Source organism: Mesorhizobium sp. B2-1-1 (assembly GCF_006442975.2).
GTDB lineage: Bacteria > Pseudomonadota > Alphaproteobacteria > Rhizobiales > Rhizobiaceae > Mesorhizobium.
In genome coordinates, this window is the sequence record NZ_CP083954.1 from 2,660,370 (window position 1) to 2,677,322 (window position 16,953).

At 63.4% G+C, this 16,953-nt stretch carries 20 protein-coding genes and 1 pseudogene; 17 read left to right on the forward strand and 4 right to left on the reverse strand.

Features of this window, described 5'->3' with window-relative positions; genetic code table 11:
* Window positions 1–12 precede the first annotated feature (12 nt).
* Window positions 13–543 carry an imm11 family protein gene (locus FJ972_RS13010; protein WP_140521447.1) on the reverse strand — a complete coding sequence of 177 codons (531 nt, stop codon included), beginning with the start codon at window positions 541–543 and terminating at the stop codon, window positions 13–15.
* An 87-nt stretch (window positions 544–630) separates the two neighbouring features.
* Window positions 631–984: a hypothetical protein gene (locus FJ972_RS13015; RefSeq protein WP_140521448.1), complete on the reverse strand. Its 354-nt coding sequence runs from the start codon at window positions 982–984 to the stop codon at window positions 631–633.
* A 126-nt stretch (window positions 985–1,110) separates the two neighbouring features.
* Here FJ972_RS13015 and FJ972_RS13020 point away from each other — a divergent pair, with 126 nt between their 5' ends.
* From FJ972_RS13020 to FJ972_RS13085, 14 genes and pseudogenes are all read left to right on the forward strand, one after another.
* Window positions 1,111–2,238: a KamA family radical SAM protein gene (locus FJ972_RS13020; RefSeq protein ID WP_140521449.1), complete on the forward strand. Its 1,128-nt coding sequence runs from the start codon at window positions 1,111–1,113 to the stop codon at window positions 2,236–2,238.
* A 127-nt stretch (window positions 2,239–2,365) separates the two neighbouring features.
* A complete protein-coding gene (locus FJ972_RS13025) occupies window positions 2,366–3,253 on the forward strand; it encodes a helix-turn-helix transcriptional regulator (protein WP_140521450.1) in 888 nt (295 codons plus the stop codon).
* Between the two features lie 199 nt (window positions 3,254–3,452).
* A complete protein-coding gene (locus tag FJ972_RS13030) occupies window positions 3,453–3,758 on the forward strand; it encodes a hypothetical protein (protein ID WP_140499015.1) in 306 nt (101 codons plus the stop codon).
* Window positions 3,759–4,041: 283 nt separating this feature from the next.
* Window positions 4,042–4,287, forward strand: a complete 246-nt coding sequence (locus tag FJ972_RS13035; RefSeq protein ID WP_140499012.1) for a DUF680 domain-containing protein — start codon at window positions 4,042–4,044, stop codon at window positions 4,285–4,287.
* 109 nt (window positions 4,288–4,396) lie between these two features.
* Window positions 4,397–5,368, forward strand: a complete 972-nt coding sequence (locus FJ972_RS13040) for an MBL fold metallo-hydrolase (RefSeq protein ID WP_140499010.1) — start codon at window positions 4,397–4,399, stop codon at window positions 5,366–5,368.
* Window positions 5,369–5,399: 31 nt separating this feature from the next.
* Window positions 5,400–5,897: a tetratricopeptide repeat protein gene (locus FJ972_RS13045; RefSeq protein WP_140521451.1), complete on the forward strand. Its 498-nt coding sequence runs from the start codon at window positions 5,400–5,402 to the stop codon at window positions 5,895–5,897.
* Between the two features lie 217 nt (window positions 5,898–6,114).
* On the forward strand, window positions 6,115–6,636 hold the full coding sequence (locus FJ972_RS13050) for a DoxX family protein (RefSeq protein WP_140521452.1): 522 nt from the start codon (window positions 6,115–6,117) through the stop codon (window positions 6,634–6,636).
* Between the two features lie 111 nt (window positions 6,637–6,747).
* On the forward strand, window positions 6,748–7,344 hold the full coding sequence (locus FJ972_RS13055) for a BA14K family protein (protein ID WP_140521453.1): 597 nt from the start codon (window positions 6,748–6,750) through the stop codon (window positions 7,342–7,344).
* 277 nt (window positions 7,345–7,621) lie between these two features.
* The gene (locus tag FJ972_RS13060) at window positions 7,622–7,873 is read left to right on the forward strand and encodes a hypothetical protein (protein ID WP_140521454.1); all 252 of its coding nucleotides are present in this window, start codon (window positions 7,622–7,624) and stop codon (window positions 7,871–7,873) included.
* 200 nt (window positions 7,874–8,073) lie between these two features.
* Window positions 8,074–8,406 carry a DUF2934 domain-containing protein gene (locus FJ972_RS13065; protein ID WP_140521455.1) on the forward strand — a complete coding sequence of 111 codons (333 nt, stop codon included), beginning with the start codon at window positions 8,074–8,076 and terminating at the stop codon, window positions 8,404–8,406.
* Window positions 8,403–8,552, forward strand: a complete 150-nt coding sequence (locus FJ972_RS13070; protein ID WP_127204769.1) for a hypothetical protein — start codon at window positions 8,403–8,405, stop codon at window positions 8,550–8,552. The genes FJ972_RS13065 and FJ972_RS13070 overlap by 4 nt, the downstream gene beginning before the upstream one ends.
* A 366-nt stretch (window positions 8,553–8,918) precedes the next feature.
* Complete coding sequence (locus FJ972_RS13075) at window positions 8,919–10,076, forward strand: sulfite oxidase (protein ID WP_140516107.1); 1,158 nt, start codon at window positions 8,919–8,921, stop codon at window positions 10,074–10,076.
* Between the two features lie 219 nt (window positions 10,077–10,295).
* Window positions 10,296–10,390: pseudogene (locus FJ972_RS13080) on the forward strand (PRC-barrel domain containing protein); the annotation flags it as partial.
* Window positions 10,391–10,546: 156 nt separating this feature from the next.
* Window positions 10,547–10,894 (forward strand): hypothetical protein, encoded by a 348-nt coding sequence (locus FJ972_RS13085; RefSeq protein WP_140500147.1) that lies wholly within the window; start codon window positions 10,547–10,549, stop codon window positions 10,892–10,894.
* Window positions 10,895–11,083: 189 nt separating this feature from the next.
* On the opposite strand, the gene FJ972_RS13090 is transcribed toward FJ972_RS13085, so the two are convergent.
* Together FJ972_RS13090 and FJ972_RS13095 are read right to left on the reverse strand one after the other, a co-directional pair.
* On the reverse strand, window positions 11,084–13,141 hold the full coding sequence (locus FJ972_RS13090) for a TRAP transporter permease (protein ID WP_140521456.1): 2,058 nt from the start codon (window positions 13,139–13,141) through the stop codon (window positions 11,084–11,086).
* A gap of 85 nt (window positions 13,142–13,226) precedes the next feature.
* Window positions 13,227–14,216, reverse strand: coding sequence for a TAXI family TRAP transporter solute-binding subunit (locus FJ972_RS13095; RefSeq protein ID WP_140516103.1), 990 nt, complete (start codon window positions 14,214–14,216; stop codon window positions 13,227–13,229).
* Window positions 14,217–14,553: 337 nt separating this feature from the next.
* Here FJ972_RS13095 and minC point away from each other — a divergent pair, with 337 nt between their 5' ends.
* The 3 genes from minC to minE all read left to right on the forward strand — a co-directional run bounded on the left by minC (window position 14,554) and on the right by minE (window position 16,648).
* The gene (gene minC, locus FJ972_RS13100) at window positions 14,554–15,390 is read left to right on the forward strand and encodes a septum site-determining protein MinC (RefSeq protein WP_140521457.1); all 837 of its coding nucleotides are present in this window, start codon (window positions 14,554–14,556) and stop codon (window positions 15,388–15,390) included.
* A 173-nt stretch (window positions 15,391–15,563) separates the two neighbouring features.
* A complete protein-coding gene (minD, locus tag FJ972_RS13105) occupies window positions 15,564–16,379 on the forward strand; it encodes a septum site-determining protein MinD (protein ID WP_140500139.1) in 816 nt (271 codons plus the stop codon).
* Complete coding sequence (minE, locus tag FJ972_RS13110) at window positions 16,376–16,648, forward strand: cell division topological specificity factor MinE (RefSeq protein ID WP_140500137.1); 273 nt, start codon at window positions 16,376–16,378, stop codon at window positions 16,646–16,648. The genes minD and minE overlap by 4 nt, the downstream gene beginning before the upstream one ends.
* Window positions 16,649–16,953: the final 305 nt, after the last annotated feature.

Below are 16,953 nucleotides of genomic sequence, written 5' to 3' on the forward strand. Positions count from 1 at the left end.
GGTCGTCAAACATCACGCTTCGATGCGGCGCCACCTGGGTTTGAACGATACCGTCCGCAGTCCGGCGTCGCGCACGCGATTGACGAATGTGTCGTTGACGAACACCGGGGACGCGCGCATCGGCAGCTTGAAAATTTCGGCGGTGCCGATCTTGTCCGCATCGAATTCGTATCGCTCGATCGCGAGAATGGCGCCGTCATCAAAATAGACGATTCCAGACCGCTCCTCGTCCAGCGCATCGATCACGGTGGTCGCGTTGAAAAGCCAGACCTCTTCCCCGCACAACGGGATCAGCTGGCCATAGGGCAGCAGATATGCCTTCAGCGCGTCGACGGCAGGCTTGCGCAAAAGCGGCGCATGCTCGCCAAGCCAAGGGAAGTCCGAATAGAGGGGGTCGCCCTCCGACGCGCGGCGCATGACCGGTGGGTCCCAGTTCTCGAGGGTTGTTCCGTCAAGGGAGAAGAAGACCTCGTAGTAGGCCTCGTCGACCGGAAGCACCCATTCCTGGCCCTCGACAACCGCGAATTCGTAAATGGTCGTCATGGGCGGCGTTCCCAAGTTCAGTCCTGCTTCCGCTTCTGCGATCCCATCAAACGCTGGCCTGCCTTCAGAAGCATCAAAGCATATCATCTATGGATATTTTGTCGTGGCCGGGGGGCTCGGCTCGCCCGCGAGTTCGTTCGGCAGCGGCAAACTCGAGCACTGCAAATGTATCCTGCGGGCGAATATCTTGCGCTCCTTTTGCTCGTGCTCCTTGATGGCTGCCGCGAGACCCAATCCGTAAGGGCCAAGGAAGACACCGGTCCCCCAACCGGGATGCTCTTTTTCACGCGCATCATAGTTCGAGGCCTCGACCCGGGCCTGTTGGCATTCCGGCGATATCCATTTCGGGTCTTGCGTCGAAAGCGAGGCCCCATAATCCACCGGAGAGCTCACACATCCAGTTGCCAACGTGGCTAGCACCACCAACACCACAAGTCTCATCCCGGGTCTTCTCCGCGGCATTTTCGAGAGCACAGACCCTCCTTGCTACACGGGGAAGGCCGGCGCAAGGCGGTTGACCCGGCAGGCCATCCGGCCGATAGGTCCGCTAAAAACCTCGAGAACCCCATGATCACACAGCTCCACGATGCGACGACGGCCGAAGTTGAGCCCGTTTCCGATGCCGACGCCGCCTGGCAGGACGACATCCGCGCCGGCGTGCGCCATGTGCGCGATCTGGCCGTGCTGCCACTGTCGCCGGGCGAACGCGCGGCGGCCCAGGAAGCAGTCTCCCGCCACAAGGTGCGCATCCCCAAATCCTATCTCGACCTGATCGACTGGGAAGACCCCGCCGATCCTATCCGGGCGCAAGTCATCCCGTCTCCCGACGAGCTGGTGACCGGCGAAGGCGAGCTCGACGACCCGATCGGCGACCACGCCTTCAGTCCGGTGCCCAGGCTGACGCATCGCCATGCCGACCGGGTGCTGCTGTTTCCCACCTATCAATGCGCGGTCTATTGCCGCTTCTGCTTCCGCAAGGAGTCCCTGACCTCGATCGGACGCGGCTATACGCGCGAAGCCCTGGAGCCGGCGCTCGCCTATATCGCTTCCCACCCCGAGATCCGCGAGGTGATCCTGACTGGCGGCGACCCGCTCTCGCTGCCCGACAAGGCGCTCAGCGAAATCCGCGCCCGCATCGAGGCGATCGCGCATGTGCGGCTGATGCGCATCCACACCCGCGTACCGGTCGCGCTGCCTTCACGCATCACGCCAGGGCTGGTCGCTGCCTTGCAAGGCCGGCTGATGATCACGGTCGTCACTCATTTCAACCATCCGCGCGAGATCACCGATGCGACCGAGGCGGCCTGCCGTGGCTTGCGGCAGGCGGGTTTCGTGCTGCTCAACCAGAGCGTCCTGCTCAAGGGCGTCAACGACACTGTCGAGGTGCAGGAAGAACTCTGCCGCGAGCTGATGTACCGCCTGGGGGTAAAGCCCTATTACCTCCACCATGGCGACCTCGCGCGCGGCATGGCGCACCGCCGCACCACGATCGCCGAAGGCCAGGCGCTGGTGGCCGCGCTGCGCGCGCGCCTGTCCGGCATCTGCAATCCGGTCTACGTGCTCGACCTGCCCGACGGTGGCGGCAAGGTGCCGATCGGGCCGGGTTACGTGGAAGACCGCGACGGCGGCAACTGGCGCATTCGTGGGCAGGATGGAAAGGTGAGGGAATACACCGAAGTGGTGAGCCAGCTCTGAGCCGACATTCCCGGCGGGCGGCCGTGCAATCAGGCGTTGTCGCGCCCCCGGCATAAATGCATATTGTGAGCGGTTCGCGGTTGCGGAGCATGGGCGGGTGGCAGTGGCAGGCAGCAGTCAAGGCGTTGTGTCCCAACGGCAATTCGTCGACACCGGGGTTCAGCGCTGCGTGCTGGACACGGCAGGCCTGGCGCCTCGGCAAGCCCTTGCGTTGTGGCAGGAGAATATCGGCCTGCTCTACGACGTTCGCCTGCGCAATGCCGGCGATGACCGGTTTCATTTCCACGCCGATGCCTTTCACTTCGGCGAGATCGTTCTCACCTCGTATAGGTGCATCGCGCAAAGCTTCGACCGCTCGCGCGCCCGGATCGGCCGCGACGGCCTCGATCACATCACTGTGCAGGTCTGCCTGCGCGGAAGCCATGGACGGCGCGATGGCGCATCGGATGAAAAGGCCTCGTCGGGGGACCTGATCGTGGCCGACCTGGCACAGGCCCAGTCGACGGGCACGTCCGATTTCGACAGCCTCAACCTGACCATGCCGCGCCGCCTGCTGGCGCCATTCCTAAAGGCGCCGGACGAGCACAATATGCGCGTCATTTCCGGCAACGCGCCGTTGGCGGCGCTGTTGGGTGGGCATCTTGTGGGCCTCTACGGGGCCGCGCCCGCAATGAGCCGTCAGGACGCCGAGGCGGTGATCGGGCCGACGCTGGAACTCGCCGCCGCAGCCGTGAATGCGCGCCTCTCGGCAGAGACGGCGGGCCGGGGGCTGGGGCTCAGCCCGCGCTACATCAGGCGCCTTTTCGCCGAAGAGGGGCAGGGGTTTTCCGACTATGTCATGCAAAGACGGCTGGAGCGGGTCCACCGGCAGCTCGCCAGCCCGCTTTTTTCAGCAAGGCCGATCGCCGACCTCGCTTTCGAGGCGGGGCTGGTCGAACCCTCGACCTTCTACCGGCAGTTCCGGTCCCGCTATGGCATGACCCCATCGGAGGTGCGCGCCGGCCGCGCGCCGTAAGACGCATGCGGCCGCTCACGCATGGCAAACCCGGTCACCTGTTCCGTCAGTGCCACTTGCCTGTGCCGCCAGTGCGATACGCCTTTATCGCCGGTGCGGGCATGGTCGCGCCGGCGGACGCGGGTGCAACGGCATGCGCGGGAGCGGGGGCGAGCGGCCAGGCCTCCGTGACATCGGAAAGCTGGCCCTGGAGATAAAAATGCGTGCGGCGAGAAGCTTGATACTGGGCATTACGGTTTTCTGCGCAATTCTTCCGACCGAGGTCTTCGCGGCCTACAAATGCATGAATCCGGCAATCTGCAGGGCGGTCTGCGGCAGCGAAACATGCGGCAAGATCGCCGCGCGCGATCCCGACATGAAGGCGCTGGACCTGTCCAAAGGCGCGTCCGGGCAGATCGCCGCTTCCAGCAGCGGGTCTTCGTCCGGGACCAGCTCGAGAAAAACCTACACCTGTTCGAACCCGGCGATCTGCATCGCGGTCTGCGGCAAGAAGACCTGTCCGTAACCAGAACGGACTCGGCGTATCATCAGAGGCGCCGGCGCGCTGCGCCGGCGCCTTTCGTGCGTGCACGCGGTCGGCGTGCCGGAACGCGGCGGCATTCCCAGCCTGGTTCCTCTCGCTAATATTCGTGGGCGAGGACTTCAGTCCTGGCCGCCGAGCCCCTGATTTTTCTCCTTCAAAAGAAACTCATCGCGCCCGGGAATAAAGCGCGGGGCTGCAGGGTCTTCACTGTAGCGGGCCAATCTGACGGCCCGCGCCGAGGAAACGAAACAAGGACCTAGCCAAAATGACCAAGCTCGCTCTCAGCGTGGCTGCCATGATGCTTGCCTCGAGCGCTGCCTTCGCCGGCAGCGATCATGGCGCCAATAACGCCAACCAGCCGGTCGCTCCGGTCGACACCAATGCCACCGGCTCGATCGCCTACACCGCACGCCCCAATGGCGCCGACACCAAGATAAAGACGGGGCCGAGCCAGGGGTCGGTGCAGGACATCATCACCAGACACAACAACGACAGCCTCTGGGGTCGCTGAATTCATGGGGCCGGGCCGGCTCCCGACGGGTACCGGCCTCTCCTCGTCATTCCTTCCAGGACTTTGGCCATTCGCGACTTTTAGCCACCACCTCGAACAGGAGATCACCATGTTCACCATGACACGCCGCACAGTGCTTGGCACCGCCGCCGCTGCTGCTGCCTTCGGCCTTGCCGGTAAGCTTGAATTCATCCGTCCGGCCTTCGCGCAAGCTCCGGTGGAGCCCACCGTCGGCTTCTACGGATACAAAGTCGGCGATATCGAGATCACCGCCATCTATGACGGCATCTGGCGCAAGCCGCACGACCCGGCCTTCATCAAGGATGTCTCGGTCGAGGACACCAAGGCAGCACTCGCCAAAGCGGGGCTGACCACCGACTTCATGCCCATCCCGCTCACTGTCGTCGTGCTCAAGATGGGCGGCAAGCTGATCATGATGGATGCCGGCTCGGGCGTCGGCCAGTGGCAGGCCAATGCCACGCATCTGCCGGCCAACATGGCCGCGGCCGGCATCGACTACAACGCGATCGACACCGTCATGATCTCGCATTTCCACCCCGATCATGTCTGGGGCCTGATGGAAAAGGGCACCAACGCGCCGGTGTTCCCCAATGCCGAGCTCATCGTCAACGCCACCGAATACAAGTGGTGGACCGACCCAAGCCGGCTGGCCAAGCTGCCCGAGGGCCGCAAGCCGGCGGGCAAGCGCATCGCCGAGAACTTTCCGAAATGGAAGAACTGGAAGCTGGTCGAGGACGGCGCCGAGGTCACGCCCGGCATCCAGATCATCGCCGCGCCCGGCCACACACCAGGCCATTCTGTCTACCTGGCCAACTCCGGCAAGGAGCAGATCATGATCTCGGCCGACACTATGTATGTGCCGGCGCTGCTGGCGCCGCATCCGGAGTGGCAGGGCGCTTACGACCAGGACGGACCGACGGCAATCGCCACGCGCCACAAGATCATCGACCGGGTGATATCGGACAATATCCGCATTTCCGGGTCGCACTTCCCGTTCCCGGGCACCGGCACCTTCGTCAAGGACGGCAAGGCATACGGATTTACCCCGGTCCAGATCTGAGCACGAGCTTCCAACGCAAGCGAGAAAGACAATGAAACGATCCCTTTTGAGCAGAAATGCCCTGTCGGGCAGACATGCCCTGTTCGGCCTGCTCGGCGCCATTGCCGTGCTGACCGTGCTTCCCGTTGCGACAATCATGCCGGCCCATGCGGTCGACGACATCGAAGGCGCCGACGCGCCGGATCTCACCGCCATCAAGGCCAAGATCGATGCCAAGGACTATTCCGGCGCATTGGCCGAGCTGCGCGATCTGGCGCAGGACACGCAGCAGGCGGACGTCTACAACCTGCTCGGCTTCACCCTGCGCAAGACCGGCGACTACAAGACCGCGCTCACCTACTACACCAAGGCGCTGGAGCTGAAGCCCGACCACAGAGCCGCCCGCGAATATCTGGGCGAGCTCTATGTCGAGACCGGCGACATGGACAAGGCCAAGGAGCAGCTGGCCTCCCTGCAGCAGCTGTGCCCGGCCGGGTGCGACGAGCTTTCCGACCTGCGGCAGGCCATCGACACCAAGGTGACGAAGTAGGACCTTTTCTCTTCCCCACAAATGGGGAGAGCTGGCTCGGCGTAGCCGAGACGGAGCAGGGGCGTTGGCACCGAACTCGCCCCTTCGTCCACCACGGTTGGGCGCTCGTGGCTGGCGCGCTTTGCCGGAGCCGGCATCCTCTCCCTCGCGCCGGCTCCGGCCTTTTCAACATCAGGCGCTTGGCGCCTGCCCGTGCCAAAAAGATCGGAGGCTGACCATGACATTGACCGAACGCTCCGCGAAGCTGCAGGGTCTTGCCGCTAAATACCACCTCGGGGACGTGGGCCTGCTTGCCGGCCGCCTGCTTCTGTCTCTCATCTTTTTGCATGAGGGCGCCACGCTGGCCGCCCATTTCAATGCCGCCGCCAAAGCCATGGCAGCGCTTGGTGTCAACCTGCCGCTGTTTGTCGCCACCGTAGCGTTGCAACTGGGGGCAGGGCTCTCCCTCGCGTCAGGCCTGCTGACGCGGCTTGGCGCCATCGCGCTCGGCCTGTTCTGTTTGGCAACGGCCATGCTGTTCCACACCAATTTCGGCAGCCAGAACGAACTGCTGCATTTCGAAAAGGACCTGGCGATATCGGGCGGCATGTTCGTGCTGGCCGTTGCCGGGGCCGGCAGGGTCTCGCTGGACCGGCTGTTGGCGCTCCATCTGCGGCAGCGCCAGCGCGGCGAGGACATGCCGGCCGCGTTGCCCACAGCGGAGACCCAATTGCCAGTGGACGTGAAGCAGCTGGTTTGAACGGCGCCGCCTTCGCATTCGCCCAGCGGAGCGCCGCGCCTATTTCCCGCGCTTTGCTGGAACCAGCCTTGACCCCCCGCATTGCTTTAGCAGGGGCTCAAGGAGCGCGGCGTGAAAGCATTGTTGGGACTGGTCTGCGGTTTCGTTTTGACCCTTGCGGTGTTCGGTAGCGGTCTGGCCTTCGCCGTCTGGCTAATCACCGCGAACCCACCGCGCCAGGCACCGGCCACCGTCAGTATGGCGGAGCTTTGGACCAAAACGGCGCGGCCGGTGGACAGAACGGCGCAGAATCTCGAGCGCCTGCCGGCCGAGCAGCCCGCGCCCGCCAATATCGAGCCCAAGCGCCAGGCCGGGGAGACCGATCCCACCGCCACCGGCGCCATCGCGCCCGCCACGGCCGAACTGCCGCAGCCGCATGTCGCCTGGTGCGCGAGCCGCTACCGCTCCTACCGGCCGCAGGACAACAGCTACATGTCCTATAGCGGGCAGCAGCGCCCCTGCATCTCGCCCTATCTCGACGCCGACCGTGCCGCGCCGCCCGCCGCCGAGGCCAGCTACGTCGAGGACAACGGCACTGGGCCGGGCGCCTATGCGGCCGCTGGCGATGATGACCATGTCGCCTCCTGCTTCAGCCGCTACCGCTCCTACCGCCCGGAAGACAACAGCTACCAGCCCTATTCCGGCGGGCCGAGGCGGCAATGCCAATAGCGGGCGCTGCGCTTTCCGGCTGCATTCCACGCAAAATTCCACTCCGGCAAGGGTTTCTACCACGCTGCCTACCACGCCCACACAAACACCACGCCCTTATCAAGCCGCCAACAGCGCAACAACGGACCGAGACGGTCGTGCGCTGAACGACCTGTCACTGCAAGATCCAGTGGGATCGCGGTTGGCCGGTTTCGCCTGAAACAACAAACACGGTCCCATGAACGCGGGCGGGCGGCGCGTCGGGGCCAAATGTCAACTTCAAAAGATGGAAACCGAAATGAAGAAGATCGTATTGACCGTTGCCTCGTTGTTGTTCGCCTCCGGCATGGCTTTTGCCGGCAGCGACCACTTTGGCTCCGACTTCATCCCTGCCGCAAGCAGCTATCCAACCGCCCATGCCATGATGTCGGGCGGCGCCAAGGCGGTTGTCCCGAGCGTCACAAACAGCATCACTGACAGCGCAATGGGGGCAAACTCGAACTCCGACATGCCTGCACAGGGCTATGGTCAGGGCGTCTGGGGACGCTGACAACAAAGCCGGCCGCCGCGGCCGGCATCCAGGCGGCGGGGGGACCCGCCGCCTGGATCATTTCGCTCCATGACCGGGCTCTGCCCGGCGCGCCTCGTGTCATCCCAATCTCCAACGACCCGGCCCGGCGATCACGCAAATTCTTTGGATCGTTCGGAGGCGGGCGGCGTTCAGATGCTACCCAATGGAGGATTTGAGAAATGGGCGACGACCAACGGCATGGGAAAATCCGGGAGCGCGCCTATCGGATCTGGGAGCGCGAAGGCGGCGGCGACCCCGAGCAGCACTGGCATCGCGCGGAGGCCGAGATCGACAGGGAGCTGTCGATGGCGGCGGGCAACGCGCCGCCGCGCGAGATTGCCAGCACCGACGTGCTTACGGTCGAGGAGCTGGCCATGCGCACCGGCATATCAGGCAAGCAGGCACAGGACCTGATCGACAGGCTGGGCAACGACCGCGCCGCGATCGAACAGGCAGCACTCGGGCTGAAGGGCAAGCGGCGGCGAAATCCCGGTCAGGGAGAGGCCAAATGATCCGCAAACTCAAGGACGGAAAATACCGGCTCTATTCGCGCAAGAAGGATGAGAAGACGGGCAAGCGACGGAACCTGGGGACTTTCGATAGCCGCGAGGCGGCGGAGAAGCATGAGCGCGAGGTGCAGTATTTCAAGCGCCATTGAGGAAATCGACTCGTTGGTCCTTTATTCTCGGCGTTGTCCCTGCCGCTCACAAAATCCGACCCACCAATTGTAGGCTGCATTGGATTTTGGAACACGAGGCAGATGCCAATCGTGATGCGAAGATGCGGCCCTTGCCCTCGCCACGAGGACATATAGGGCATATAGTTGAAGATCGCCGGCTCGGACCTGACAAGCTGGCGATTGAGAGCGGAGACGTCGCTTTAACTACGGCGCGCTTCTAACTCGGGTTGTTTCACACGCTCTCATAATTGCCCGCCGCGGCCGGCCTCTGCTTTGCGCGATCCCGGTCGCTATTGCATCTATCACTGAAGGAGAACTGAGCTTTTCACTGGAGGAGAAGTCGTCATGCATTACCTTCCCAGACGTGAATTCATCGTTCAAGGCGGGGCAGCCCTCGCAGCGTTGGCGTCCTTTCAATCGCGGATTGCCTCTGCCTTTCCAAGCCGGGCCGGCGAGGAAGTCATCAAATGGTTGGATCAGCTGCCGCCGAACCCGGTTCCGGAAGTCATCAAAAATCAGCTGGTGTGGGAGGATCTCGATTCCTGGGTGACGCCCAACGACAAGTTCTTTTCAATCGCGCATTTCGACCGGCCGGTGATCGACGAAAGCACCTGGAAACTCGAAATCGGCGGCTCCGTTAAAAAGCCGACAACCCTGACGCTCGCCGACATCAAGGCTCGACCGCGCCAGGAAGTCACCTTCACGGTCGAATGTTCGGGCAATACCGGTCTGCCGTTTTTCAATGGCGGCATTGGCAATGCGCGCTGGGCGGGCACGCCGCTCGCGCCGATCCTCACGGAGGCCGGAGTCCTCGACACTGGTATCGAGGTCGTCTTCTGGGGCACCGATAAAGGGGAAATCAAGCGGGCCGACGACGTCAAGTTCACGCAGAATTTTGCGCGCAGCATGTCACTTCCCGACGCCATGGATCCCAAAAACATCCTTTGCTACGAGATGAATGGGTCCCCCTTGCCTCCTGACAACGGCTTCCCGCTGCGGCTGATTGCGCCGGGATGGTACGGGATCGCGAACGTCAAATGGATCAAGCGCATAGACGTGAACGATCAGCGCTTCGAGAACCGGTTCATGGGACGCGATTATGTCACGCTGCGCGAGGAAGACCACAACGGCGAGACAGTATGGGTGGAAACTTCGGTCGGGCGGGCGAGGCTGAAATCGGCACCGGCCCGGGTCACTCATATCGGCGATGACTACCGGATCGTCGGGGCCGCCTGGGGCGCACCGGTCGACCGGGTCGAGGTGAAGATCGATGACGGGCCATGGATGCCGGCGGCCATCGACGAAACCGACAAGGCGGACTTTGCCTGGAAACTATGGTCCGTCGACTGGCCCAAGCCTTCCGCCGGAGAGCACGCCGTCACCTCGCGCGCGGTTGATACGGGAGGGCAGGTCCAACCCGCAATGGACGATCCCATCATTGCCAAGAAGCATACCTATTGGGAAAGCAACGGTCAGGTGACGCGACGTATCAACATTCACTGACTGGCGGGCAGTCGTATCAAAGTGTCTGAGAGCGATGTGCCCCCATGTCTTTGGCATGGGGTCACCCACATCCGACCAGGCGCCGGCCTGAAGCTGGCCAGAGACGATGCGATGACGACTCCATCGCAGCGCCAAGAGCGGTGTTTAGTGACCTGCGCGGACGCGGAGAAAACTTGAACGGCTGGCGTTCCTCGTCCTTCGCCGAGCCCGGTGGCCGTCACCGAGCTCGACTTTATGCGCGACGAGGACGGCGCCACGCCGTGACCCAATGGACCAAGGACCAGCTGAAAGGAGTGCCGGAGCACCGAGACTGAAGGGCCCGACCGTGGCCCTTTTCGAAAGGAGAGTGAGATGATCCGAAAGTGCCCGGACAAGGGCAATTCGCCGTGCCTGAGGGTGGTAGTGCTTAGTGACTTCGGCCAACCGAGAGTCTAGGCTGGCATCGGTTCTGTCAGCGCGAAGACCGTCACATGCCCCGCTTTCTTGCCGTCTACACCATGAAGCCTGAAGACCTTGCCCGCTTTCGCAGCCTGCCCAAGCCCGAGCAAGATGCGATTGATAGCGTCGGCCTACAGCAGTGGACGGACTGGGAGGAGAGAAATGCCGCATCTTTCCCCGATCGCGGCGGCATGGTCGGGAGGACGACGCGCGTTACCAAGGATGGGGTCGCAGACGCCGTGAACCCTTTCTGCGGCTACATTGTCGTCGAGGCCGATACAATCGATGCCGCCGCCCGCCTGTTCGAAAGCCATCCGCATTTCACCGTCTTCCCGGGAGACGGCGTGGACATCATGCCTTTCGTCACTGACCCTCAATGACTTGAAACTCCGGCTGTCGCTTTCTGATGTCGAAGGCTGTCTGTCAGCTCTCGGGGAACTTTTCCCCCGCGGAACCGATCCTGGCGGTTCGCGTCAGATTCAGGTTGAGAGCACGCTGACTTCCTGAAGTCCCCAAAACGTTTCCGGCCCCTTTGAGTTCTCGGGGAGGGATCGTTGGGGCGGCGCTGATCAAGCCGGTCGCGCCTCTTCGACGTTGCGCGCGCTCCAATGGCGCCAGATGACGGGAATGGTCAGAACCAGGCCGAGTAGGGACGAATAGAGTTCGGGCGCCACCAGAAGCAGGGCGGCCAAGACCAGCAACACGTTTTCCCATGGCCGGGTGCGCACGAGCAGGTAGCGCGAGAGGGCGGCCCCCAGGCAGGTGATGCCGAGCACGCAGCCAAAGAAAGCCAGGAAGAAGTTCGGCCAGGTGAAATCTTTCGTCACCAGCAGAAGCGACGGCGAGAAGACAAAGACAAAGGGCACCAGCGCCTTGCCGAGCCCGAGCCGAAAGGCAGTGTTGCCGGTCTTGAATGGATCAGCTCCCGCCATGCCGGCGGCAGCGTAGGCAGCCAGCGCAACCGGCGGCGTGATGTCAGCCAGCAGGCCATAATAGAAAACGAAGAAGTGGGCGACGATCGGCTCGGTGCCGAGCATCACCAGTGCCGGCGCGGCAATCGTCACCATGATGATGTAGTTCGCTGTCGTCGGGATGCCGCAACCCATCAGGATGCAGACCACGCCGGTCATGATCAGCGTGAACAAAAGGGTCAGCCCGTGCGTCGAGAAGATCGCTTCGGGGATAAAGGTGCCGAACAGCAGCGACAGATGGCCTGCCGTCGAAGTGACGATGTAGGACAGCTTGAAGCCGACGCCGGTCAGGGTGACGACGCCGACGACGATGCCGACCGTGGCGGCGGCAGCGCCGACGGCGAGCGCATACTTGGCGCCGTCGCGCAGGCACACCACGATGTCGGCGACAGACATGCGCCGGCGCGGGTTAAACAGGCCGACCAGGATGCACAGGGTAATGCCCCAGAAGGCAGCCATGTAAGGCGTATAACCCGCAAGAAGCACGCCGATCAGGACGACGAGAGGGATGATGGTCGGCCAGTCCCGTTTCAATGCCTCGACCACGTCGGGCATCTCGTCCGGCCGCAGGCCGCGCAAGCCGGTGCGCTTGGCCTCGAAATGCACCTGCATGAACACGCCGAAGAAGTGCATGAAGGCCGGCACTATCGCTGCCAGGATGATGGTCGTGTAGGGCAGTTCGAGGAACTCGATCATCAGGAAGGCGGCGGCTCCCATGATCGGCGGCGTCACCTGCCCGCCGGTGGAGGAAGCCGCCTCCACCGCGGCGGCGAAATGCTTCTTGTAGCCGAGCCGGATCATCGCCGGGATGGTAAGCGAGCCGACGGTGACGGTGTTGGCGACCGACGAGCCAGAGATCATGCCAAACAGGGCCGAGCCGAAGATCGATACCTTGGCCGGACCACCGGCGTAGCGGCCGGCGACCCATGCCGCGCAGTCGAGAAAGAGCTGGCCGAGACCGATGCGGGTGGCGAAGACGCCAAACAGGACGAAGTGGAAAACGTAGGTGGCGACGACGCCGAGCGCGATGCCGTAGATGCCTTGCGTCGTCAGGTAGAGGTGGTCGACGAGCTGGGAGACGGACGCGCCGGGATGCACCAGGATGCTCGGCATATAGGGGCCGAACAGCGCATAAGCCATGAAGAGGATGGCGATGATGGGCAGCGGGATGCCGACGGACCGGCGCGTCGCTTCCAGCAGGAGCAGAATGAGGGTCAGCCCGAGCACCACGTCCGTCGTCGTGGGGTTGCCGACGCGGAAGGCAAGATCGTCGAGCGGGATCATCGGCACGTGCAGGACCGCTATCACCGCGGCAAGCGCCAGCAGCCAGTCGAAAACCGGTATGCCGAGCGGCCGCAGAAAGCTGGATTGGGCGGGCTGGTCGTAGCCCTTCTTCACCAGAGGGAAGACGAGGAAGATCAGCGACAGCACCATCGACAGGTGGATGCCCCGGTGCAGCATCTCCTGCAGCAAGCCGAATCCAGCCGTGTAATAGTGAAACAGCGACAAGGCCACCAGGAGGAAGCCGACCAGCCAGCCGGCGGCCCGGGTCAGCGGCCGGAACCGGATCTCGGAGTCGAATTTCTCCTCCAGTTCGCGAGCCTTTTCCTCGTCGAACTCCATGCCGGAAAGCCTGATTTTGTCGTCGTCGCTCATAGTCGGTTCCGTATCCTGAATCCCCAGACAAACGAGGCGGAAAGCACGCCTTCCGCCTCGTTGTCGCCAGTCTGTTGATGGCCTCTTATTTCAGGGCGCCGACTTCCTTGTAGAATTTCTCCGCGCCCGGATGGAACGGAATGCCGGCGCTGGTGACCGCGTTCTGGAGCGTGATCAGCTTGCCCTTGGCATGACCAGCCTGCAGCGCCTTCTGGGTCTCGTCGCTGTAGAGCGACTTGACGATCTTGTAGATGAGGTCATCGGTCTGCTTGGCGCTGGTCACCCATTGCGCGGCGACCGAAATGGTCTTGGTCTCGCCGACATTCTTGTAGGTGCCCGCGGGCACGATGTCGGTCGAGAAGAACTTCTGTTCGGACAGGAGCTTGTCGGCCTCGGGGCCGGTGATCGGCACCAGCGTGATGTTCTTGGTGCTGGCAAGCTCGACGATGGCGCCGGTCGGATAGCCGCCGACGAAGAAATAGGCGTCCATGGCGCCGTCCTGCAGGCGCTCGCCGGCCGGGCCGGGCTTGAGATATTCGGGCTTTACGTCCTTCTCCGTTAGACCGTAGGCGCCGAGCACCAGGCGCGCATCAACGATGGTGCCGGAACCCGGCTCGTCGAGGGAGACGCGCTTGCCCTTCAGATCCGCCACAGTCTTGATGCCGGCGTCGGCGCGCGCGACCAGATGGATGGTTTCAGGATAGAGCGTCGCAATGAGGCGCAGATCCTCTACCTTGGGCTTGCCCTCGTAGAGGCCGGTGCCCGAATGCGCCCAGTAGGCGACATCGGATTGCGTGAAGCCCGATTCGGAAGCGCCCGACTGGATGGCGCTGATGTTGGCCACCGAACCGTTGGAGGACGTGGCGCTGGCAACCAGGCCCTCGACGCCGGCCGGCCCCGTCGCCGAGATCGCGTTGGCGATCAGCCCGCCCACCGGATAGTAGGTGCCGGACGTGCCGCCGGTGCCGATACGGAAAAAAGCCTGCTGCGCGCGCGCCGGCGAAAACCCTGCCGCGGCCAGCGCCAAAGTGCCCGCGCCGACGGAAAAGACGCGACGGTTGATCGAAACAGTCATACTACCTCCCGGTCAAAGATCGGCAGGATGTTGCATCAACCCAAGGATTGTCAACCTGCGCGCGCCTTTCGGGAGGGGATCTGTCGTCGCTGGCGGTGCCCCCTCCCTGTTGCCGTCATGGCGCATTTTGAGATCTAGCTTGTCGATTGAACGGCGGTAATCCGCTTGCTGACGCGGCGCTATCAACACATTCCGCGTGTTGTCAGCCGGCATCCGCAACTGGCGGTTAGCCGACCCTCCAATTTCTGGCGGCTTCCAAGGTGCCAGCCGTCTTTATTAACCATTTGTTAACCATTCGGCCGGCACCCTTTAACCATTGAGTAAGGATTCGCCAGCCGTGACCTTTGCCGCTCCCCTGGAGACCAAATCCATTCGCTTTCGCGCCCGTTCGTTCGTCGCTTTCACGCTGACGCCGGAGGCGCCGATCGGTGCTTGGCTGGAGGGGCTGGATCATTGGATCGGCAATTCGCCGGGCTATTTCTCAGGGCGGCCGGTGGTGCTCGATCTCAATGCGCTGAAGCCTGCGGCCGACGAGATCGCGGCGCTGGTCGCTTCGCTCGGCACGCGTGGCATCCGGGTCTATGCCATCGAGCTCGAAGGGGCCTCGCTCGGGCCCGAGCTGCCGCCGCTGCTGGCCGGCGCCAAGGAGGCCACTTCAGATGGCCTGCTGGCGCAGCCCGGCCGCAACGGCAAGGCAGGCCTGGCGGAAGAGGCCGGCAAGACGGAAGCGGTGTCTTCGGAACGCGGCAAGGAAACGGGCAAGCCCGACGAGGGCAGGGCCGAGGCTGGAAGGGTCAAGGCAGCCAAGACAGAACAGCAAGCCGGCGCGGCGGAGCCGGCCCTGGCCGGAACGCTGATGGTCAAGTCGCCCCTTCGCTCGGGCCAGTCGATCTTTCATCCGCATGGCGATGTCATCGTGCTTGGATCGGTCGCTTCCGGTTCCGAGATCATTGCGGCGGGCTCGATCCATGTCTACGGCACGCTGCGCGGCCGCGCCATTGCGGGCTCGGAAGGCAATATTTCGGCGCGCATCTTCTGCCGCAGGAACGAGGCCGAACTGCTCGCCATCGACGGCTGGTACACCACGGCGGAGGACATGGAAGGCGCCTCGCGCGGCAAGCCGGTGCAGGCCTTCCTCGAAGACGGCGTGCTGCGCGTCGTGCCGCTGAACTAGGGCGCCGGGATGAAAACGCCGGACCAGTTCTTGTTTTGCGCGACCGCGAACAGGACGTTCAGGTCCGCAAGGTTGGGACCGGTTTCGCGTGGGATGATGGCAGGTTCCAACAATAGCCGTGCGATGCACGGAGCAATAACAAACGACAACATCAGGCGACGGAGGCTTTTTTCATGGGCAAGGTAGTGGTGGTCACCTCAGGCAAGGGAGGTGTCGGCAAGACGACCTCGACGGCCGCATTGGGGGCCGCGGTCGCCAGGACCGGCAAGAAAGTGGCGCTGGTCGATTTCGACGTCGGCCTGCGCAATCTCGACCTGATCATGGGCGCCGAACGGCGCGTGGTGTTCGACCTCGTCAATGTCATCCAGGGCACGGCCAAGCTGTCGCAGGCGCTGATCCGCGACAAGCGCGTCGATACGCTGTTCCTGCTGCCGGCCTCGCAGACGCGCGACAAGGACGCGCTGACCGAAGAAGGCGTCGGCGAGGTGATCGAGAAGCTGCGCTCGGTGTTTGACTATGTGTTCTGCGACAGCCCGGCCGGCATCGAGCGCGGCGCGCAGCTCGCCATGCGCTTCGCTGACGAGGCGGTCATCGTCACCAATCCGGAAGTGTCGTCGGTGCGCGATTCCGACCGCATCATCGGCCTGCTCGACGCCCGCACCATGCGTGCCGAACAGGGCGAGCAAATCGCCAAGCACGTGCTGGTGACGCGTTACGATGCCGGCCGCGCGGCTCGCGGCGAGATGCTGTCCATCGACGACGTGCTGGAAATCCTGTCGGTGCCGCTGCTCGGCATCATCCCGGAGAGCCAGGATGTGCTCAGGGCCTCCAATCTCGGTTCGCCGGTGACGCTGAGCGATCCGCTGAACGCCGCCGCCAAAGCCTATATCGAAGCGGCGCGGAGACTGGAAGGCGAAGACCTGCCGGTCGTGGTTCCCTTCGAGCGCAAGGGCTTCCTCGACAGGCTGCTCGGAAGGAGGGCGGCATGAACATTCTCGACCTCTTCAAGCGGCGCTCCAGCGCGCCCGTGGCGCGTGAGCGGCTGCAGGTGCTGCTCGCCTACGAACGCCGCAGCCGTGGCCAGCCCGATCTCGTCTCCGTGCTGCGCGAGGAGATCATGGCCGTCATCGCCAAGCACGTGCAGATCGACCAGGACTATCTGCAAATCTCGATGGACCGCGGCGAGACCATGTCGACGCTGGAAATCGACATCCAGATCCCCAACAAAAGCGCCGTGCCGCTGGCCATGGCGGGCTGACTTTTACCCTCCCCTTGTGGGGAGGGTCGCTGCAAGCAGCGGGCGGAGTTGGCGCGGCGCTACAGGACGAGCATCCTTCAGCGCCAGCGCCTCAGTCCTACCTTCCACGAGGGGAAGGTAGGATCCAGGATTTTCCGCATCAGATTCCACCCAGAAATCGGGTGCGTCAATTCTGCAAAAAGACGGCCGCGGCACTGGTCGCCCGCCGCATCCCAACCCCAAATGTCCAAACTTTACGCTCCCCCTAATGGGGGGCTTCCCCTGCGCAATCAGTGGATGTAAGCATACATATTAGCCAATTATTA

What these genes read in the sequence shown, in the direction of transcription:
- FJ972_RS13040 (WP_140499010.1), top strand. Translation starts at nt 4,397, where the DNA reads ATGTTCACCATGACACGCCGCACAGTGCTTGGCACCGCCGCCGCTGCT.
- FJ972_RS13030 (WP_140499015.1), top strand. Translation starts at nt 3,453, where the DNA reads ATGCGTGCGGCGAGAAGCTTGATACTGGGCATTACGGTTTTCTGCGCA.
- FJ972_RS13045 (WP_140521451.1), top strand. Translation starts at nt 5,400, where the DNA reads ATGAAACGATCCCTTTTGAGCAGAAATGCCCTGTCGGGCAGACATGCC.
- FJ972_RS13060 (WP_140521454.1), top strand. Translation starts at nt 7,622, where the DNA reads ATGAAGAAGATCGTATTGACCGTTGCCTCGTTGTTGTTCGCCTCCGGC.
- FJ972_RS13035 (WP_140499012.1), top strand. Translation starts at nt 4,042, where the DNA reads ATGACCAAGCTCGCTCTCAGCGTGGCTGCCATGATGCTTGCCTCGAGC.
- FJ972_RS13050 (WP_140521452.1), top strand. Translation starts at nt 6,115, where the DNA reads ATGACATTGACCGAACGCTCCGCGAAGCTGCAGGGTCTTGCCGCTAAA.
- FJ972_RS13020 (WP_140521449.1), top strand. Translation starts at nt 1,111, where the DNA reads ATGATCACACAGCTCCACGATGCGACGACGGCCGAAGTTGAGCCCGTT.
- minE (WP_140500137.1), top strand. Translation starts at nt 16,376, where the DNA reads ATGAACATTCTCGACCTCTTCAAGCGGCGCTCCAGCGCGCCCGTGGCG.
- FJ972_RS13075 (WP_140516107.1), top strand. Translation starts at nt 8,919, where the DNA reads ATGCATTACCTTCCCAGACGTGAATTCATCGTTCAAGGCGGGGCAGCC.
- FJ972_RS13065 (WP_140521455.1), top strand. Translation starts at nt 8,074, where the DNA reads ATGGGCGACGACCAACGGCATGGGAAAATCCGGGAGCGCGCCTATCGG.
- FJ972_RS13090 (WP_140521456.1), bottom strand. Translation starts at nt 13,141, where the DNA reads ATGAGCGACGACGACAAAATCAGGCTTTCCGGCATGGAGTTCGACGAG.
- FJ972_RS13015 (WP_140521448.1), bottom strand. Translation starts at nt 984, where the DNA reads ATGAGACTTGTGGTGTTGGTGGTGCTAGCCACGTTGGCAACTGGATGT.
- FJ972_RS13070 (WP_127204769.1), top strand. Translation starts at nt 8,403, where the DNA reads ATGATCCGCAAACTCAAGGACGGAAAATACCGGCTCTATTCGCGCAAG.
- minD (WP_140500139.1), top strand. Translation starts at nt 15,564, where the DNA reads ATGGGCAAGGTAGTGGTGGTCACCTCAGGCAAGGGAGGTGTCGGCAAG.
- FJ972_RS13095 (WP_140516103.1), bottom strand. Translation starts at nt 14,216, where the DNA reads ATGACTGTTTCGATCAACCGTCGCGTCTTTTCCGTCGGCGCGGGCACT.
- FJ972_RS13085 (WP_140500147.1), top strand. Translation starts at nt 10,547, where the DNA reads ATGCCCCGCTTTCTTGCCGTCTACACCATGAAGCCTGAAGACCTTGCC.
- FJ972_RS13010 (WP_140521447.1), bottom strand. Translation starts at nt 543, where the DNA reads ATGACGACCATTTACGAATTCGCGGTTGTCGAGGGCCAGGAATGGGTG.